We start from the raw sequence: 4,395 nt of genomic DNA, 5'->3' as shown, positions 1-4,395 counted from the left end.
GCCGGGCACCCCCCGGGCGCGCCGCCGCCGCCGGCGGGCGCTCGCCGCGGGGGTCGGCGCCGTCGCGGTCGCGCTGCTCGGTGCGCAGCTCGTCACCGACGCGCGCGAGCGCGCCGTCCTCGCCGAGCTGCGCGCGGTCCCCGGCGTGCGCGCGCCCGTCCCGGAGACGCTCGCCGAGGTGTGGCGGGTACCGGTCGACCGGCTCCCGTACCCGGTCGTGCCCGCGGGCGACGGCCGGCTCGGGGCGCGCGAGACCGCGACCGGCACCGAGCTCGTCGCGCTCGACCCGGCCACCGGCGCGGACGCGTGGGTCCTGCCGCTCACCAGCGCACCCGCCGACGCAGAGGACGCGATCGGCACCCCGTTCCCCACGTGCGACGGCCCGCTCGCGCCGGGCACCGCCCGCCCCGGCCGGCTCGTCTGCCTCGTCACCGACGCGTGGTCGCGCGACGCCGGCCTGACCTCGCAGGAGGTGCCGGCCACGACGTCGCGGCTCGTCGCGGTTCGGACGTCGGACGGCGCGGTCGTCGCCGACCACGACGTGACGGCAGCGCCGAGCGACGTGGGCGCCGCGGGCGCCGCCCACGATGCCGCGTCCGCGGCCCGCCCGTCCGTGCCCGCCACGTCCCTGGCGCTCCTCGGCGACGTGGCGGTCCTCGGCCACCCGGTGGAGCCGGACGCCGTGCTGGTGCGGGCCGTCGACGTGGCGACCGGCGAGGAGCTGTGGCGCCGCCCGCCCGTGACGATCGGCCCCGCGGCCGGGGAACCGGCGGCGCTGCGCCTGCGGCGGGCCGGCGACGCCGTCGCGGTGCCCGGCAGAGGCGGGTTCGACCTCGTCGCGCGGGACGGCACGGTGCTGCGGCACGTCGCGGCGGGCCCGACCGCGCGGACGGGCGGGGGGCTCAGCCTGCCCGAGGACGACGGCCTCCTCGTGCTCGACGACGACGGCTGGCGGCTGGCGACGCCGCAGCGCGACGTCCGCCTGCCGGGCACGCCGCTCGTCGCGGCGGTCGACGACGGCAGCGCCGGCGGCCTCGTCCTCGCCGTGACCGCGGACGGTCTGCACGCCCTCGCGACGACGACCGGCGCGCAACGCTGGAGCGTCTCGCTGCCGGGTGTCGAGTCCGCCCTCGTCGTGCGGGGACGCGTGCACGCCCTCGCACCCGACGGGGTGCACACGTACGACGCGCGCACGGGGGCACCGCTGTGGCAGCGCACGCACGGTGTGCACGACCAGTACCCCGCCGGGCCGGCGGCCACCGACGGGCAGCAGCTCTACGTGCCGGTCACGGACGAGGACGGCGGTGGGACCGTGCTGCTGCGGCTCGGGCTGGGCGACGGTCGGGCGGCCACGCCGCTCACGGTGCCGCGCGACGTGGTGAGCGTGTCGCCCCGCTCCCAGCCGCTCGTCGGCTGGACCGCGGACGGCGTGGCCGTGGGCCTGCGCTGACGGGGTCGGCCGGGCGGCTCAGCCCGCCGGCGCGGACTCCACGAGGATCGTCACGGGACCGTCGTTGACGAGCTCCACCTGCATGTCGGCGCCGAACCGCCCGGTCGCCACCTCGAGGCCCCGCGCCCGCAGCGCGTCGACGACCGCCGCGACGAGCGGCTCCGCGACGGCCCCCGGTGCGGCCGCGTTCCAGGTGGGACGCCGTCCCTTGCGCACGTCCGCGTACAGCGTGAACTGGCTGACGACGAGCACGGGGGCGCCGACGTCGACGGCGGCGCGCTCCTCGCGCAGGATGCGCAGCTCGGCGATCTTGCGGGCGACCACCTCCACCTGCGCGGGGCCGTCGCCGGGCGTGACGCCGACGAGCGCGAGCAGCCCGGGCCGCGTGATCTCGCCGACGACCTCGCCGTCGACGCGCACGGCCGCGCGCGTCACGCGCTGGACGACCGCCCTCACCGGCCGGTCCCGAACGTCGCCTTCACGGCGCCGACCGGCTGCCCGTGCCCGAGCACGGGCGTCGCGGCGACGTCCCGCAGCAGCGCCGGGTCGACGCCCGCGACCGTGAGGGCGGCGGCGAGCACGGCGGCGCGCGGCCGGCCGGCGCCGTCGGCGACCTTGAGCGCGACCGCACCGCCGTCGGGCAGCCCCGCGGCGTACACGCCGTCGGCGCCGTCCTTCGCGACGAGGCCCGGCACGGCCTGCATGACCGCGGTGACGTCGCGGCCCGTGCCGCCGACGTGCCAGGGGTGCGCCGCCATCGCCCGGCCGACGCGCGCCTCGGGCCCCGTCCCCGGCCCCGCCGCGGCCGCCGCGACGCGGCCGAACGCCCGCGCGAGCCCGCGCAGCGTCGTGGACAGCAGCGGCGCGCCGCACCCGTCGACCGTGGTGTGCGCGGGGGCGTCACCCGTGAGGTCGGTGACCGCCTGCACGACCGCGCGCTGCAACGGGTGCGCGGGATCGCGGTACGTGGCGGTGTCCCAGCCCGCGGCCCGGCACGTGGCCAGCATCGCGGCGTGCTTGCCCGAGCAGTTCTGCGTCACCGGCGCGGCGCCGTGCCCGGCGGTGCGCCACGCGAACGCCGCCTCGGCGTGCAGCGGCCAGTCGGGGGTGTTCTGCAGGTCGTCCTCGGTGAGGCCGGCCGCCGCGAGCACGCCGCGGACGACGTCGAGGTGGCCATCCTCCGCGTTGTGCGACGCGCACGCGAGCGCCAGCCGCTCGCCGTCGACGTCGAGGCCGCTGCGCAGCATCGCGACGGCCTGCAGCGGCTTGAGGGACGAGCGCGGCCACACGACCACGTCGGGGTCGCCGAGCGCGAGCCGCACCGACCCGTCGGGCGCGAGCACGACGACGTGCCCGGCGTGCACCGACTCGACGAGGTCGCCGCGCCGCACGAGCGCGAGCGGCACCGCGGCCGTCCCGACGTGGCCGGTGCCGGCGTCGCTCGCCCCGCCGGCGCGCGCGGCCGTGCCCGTCACCAGCCGCCCCGCGACGGCCCGCCCGGCCCGCGGCGCCGCGTGTACGGCGCGACGGCGGGACGCACGTCGACGAGGTAGATGATCGCCGCGGCGGCGCTGACGAGCGCGAGGAAGCTCGGGAACGGCAGCCGCAGGCCCAGCGGCGGCGGGATGCTGATGAACGCGACCGCGGTGGCGGCTACCAGCACCCACGTCCAGAAGGTGCGCGTGCGCTTGCCCGCGGCCGTGAAGGCACCGGCGGGGCGGCGCAGGCAGTCGACGAGCGCCCAGGCGCTGAGCCCGAAGATGACCAGGTAGAACAGCAGGAAGAGCCACACCTGGGCCAGGCCGATGATGTCCACGCGCCGAGCCTACGCACTCGTCGCGGGCGGTCGTGGCGCGCTACAGCTCGGGCAGCGCGACCCGCGCCTCGCCGGGCGGCACGCCCGCTGCCTCGAGCAGGTCGACGACGAGCGAGCGCAGCAGCAGCACGAGGGACTGCGCCTGCCAGTCGTCGGGCGCGACGGCGTGCGGGTCGAGCGTGCGGGCCACGGCGAGCAGGCGCTCGCGGGCCTGCCGGGGGTCGGTGCCGGTCGCGACGGCGAGAGCCAGGTCCTCGGTGCCGCGCGCGACCTGGGTGAGGGCGTCCGCCAGCGCCGGGGTCGCGCGCCCGTCGGCGACGGTGCGCCGCGCGCGGCGGGCGAGCACGCGCGCGTTGCGCATCGCACGGTCGAGCAGCACCGCGACGTCGAGCATCCGCTCGAGCTCCGGCCGGTGCCGCCGGTGCGCGGGCGCCAGCCGCGCGAGCTGGGCCGACGACCGGGTCACCGACAGCCACTCGTCGAGCGAGGGCTGCGACGCCCGCCCGGTGAGCAGTGCCTGCTCCAGGTCGTCGGCGGACGGCCGCGCCAGGCCCCGCGCGACCACCGTGAGCATGCCCGCGAGCTCCTGCACCGCGCCGCGACCGAGCCGGCGCGCGTGCCGGCGGGGGTCGGTGGGCAGCAGCAGGACGACCGCGAGCGCCACGCCGCCGCCGACGATCGCGTCGACCCACCGGTCGAACGGCCCGGTGCCGGGGATCGCGGGCAGCCCGACGATGACGATCGCCTGCACGCCCGCCTGCGTGGTCAGCATGGGGCCGGCGTCGAGCAGCCGGCCCACCATCGCCGCGAGGAACAGCACGAGCGCCATCTGCCACGGGCCGGAGCCGATCAGGTGCACGACCAGGTCGCCCGCGGCGACGCCGATCGCGACCCCCGCGGCGAGCTCGGCGACCCGCCGCAGCGAGCGGTCGCGCGCGAACCCGAGCGACACCCACGCGCTGACGGGCGCGAAGAACGGGTACTCGTGCCCGACGACGTACCGTGCGACCGCGAACGCGAGCCCCGCGGCGACCGACGCCTGCAGCACCAGCAGCCACGACGCCCGCACCCGCGAGCGCCCGGCCCGCACGCGCGACGCGAGGTGCACGCGCAGCGCGGCGCCCCGCCA

The 4,395-nt window shown here is 79.0% G+C and carries 5 protein-coding genes; 1 reads left to right on the top strand and 4 read right to left on the bottom strand.

Translation table 11 applies throughout. From position 1 onward, the window contains the following. Nucleotides 1–1,450: outer membrane protein assembly factor BamB family protein (locus AB6N23_RS17420; protein WP_412867234.1), on the top strand; the 1,450-nt coding region annotated here is incomplete at its 5' end. An 18-nt stretch (nucleotides 1,451–1,468) separates the two neighbouring features. Here the strand turns inward: AB6N23_RS17420 and dtd are convergent. From dtd to AB6N23_RS17400, 4 genes are all read right to left on the bottom strand, one after another. Then, entirely contained in the window at nucleotides 1,469–1,906 is a 438-nt protein-coding gene (gene dtd, locus AB6N23_RS17415; RefSeq protein ID WP_412867233.1) for a D-aminoacyl-tRNA deacylase, read from the bottom strand. Continuing rightward, on the bottom strand, nucleotides 1,903–2,925 hold the full coding sequence (locus tag AB6N23_RS17410; RefSeq protein ID WP_412867232.1) for an asparaginase: 1,023 nt from the start codon (nucleotides 2,923–2,925) through the stop codon (nucleotides 1,903–1,905). The genes dtd and AB6N23_RS17410 overlap by 4 nt, the downstream gene beginning before the upstream one ends. Then, entirely contained in the window at nucleotides 2,922–3,266 is a 345-nt protein-coding gene (locus tag AB6N23_RS17405) for a DUF2516 family protein (protein ID WP_378205944.1), read from the bottom strand. The genes AB6N23_RS17410 and AB6N23_RS17405 overlap by 4 nt, the downstream gene beginning before the upstream one ends. 40 nt (nucleotides 3,267–3,306) lie before the next feature. Beyond that, nucleotides 3,307–4,395: FUSC family protein (locus AB6N23_RS17400; protein ID WP_412867231.1), on the bottom strand; the 1,089-nt coding region annotated here is incomplete at its 5' end.

It is taken from the genome of Cellulomonas pasadenensis, from assembly GCF_047229365.1.
Classification (GTDB): domain Bacteria; phylum Actinomycetota; class Actinomycetes; order Actinomycetales; family Cellulomonadaceae; genus Cellulomonas.
The sequence above is the reverse complement of the archived record's forward strand: the minus strand, read 5'-3'. Positions and strand labels throughout refer to the sequence as shown.